Source organism: Deinococcus alpinitundrae, assembly GCF_009982895.1.
Lineage (GTDB): Bacteria > Deinococcota > Deinococci > Deinococcales > Deinococcaceae > Deinococcus > Deinococcus alpinitundrae.
On sequence record NZ_WXZL01000137.1, the window covers coordinates 1 to 374 of the forward strand.

General features: G+C 30.7%; 1 protein-coding gene. It reads right to left on the reverse strand.

What is annotated here, in order from left to right:
- A partial coding sequence (locus tag GUI70_RS25410) for a PrsW family glutamic-type intramembrane protease (protein ID WP_161884530.1) occupies nucleotides 1–374 on the reverse strand: 374 nt, incomplete at both ends.

Sequence of the window (374 nt, forward strand, 5' to 3'; positions counted from 1 at the left end):
CCTAAAGCGAAATTCAAAATATAACCTGCTGATTCAAAAACTGCGAACCCTGCACCAATAGCAGCACCGATTAATAATCCATTCAAAATCTTATTTGTTTTCAATTTATTGACGAAATAAACAATAATGAGTGCTTTTCCAGTTTCTTCAACTAATCCTACTAAAAATGCATCGAAAAATGTTAACGAACCAAACCTTTCGAATTGATCACTAAAAACGACAAATCTATATAATACCATCGTACTTAGTAATGAAAATACGCCGCCAATAAAGAACATGATAATAACTTCAAAAATGCTAATATTTTTAAACGCATTTGATTCATAAAAGAAGAACAAACCCGATAATGGTACTGTTAAAGCCCCTATAAAAAT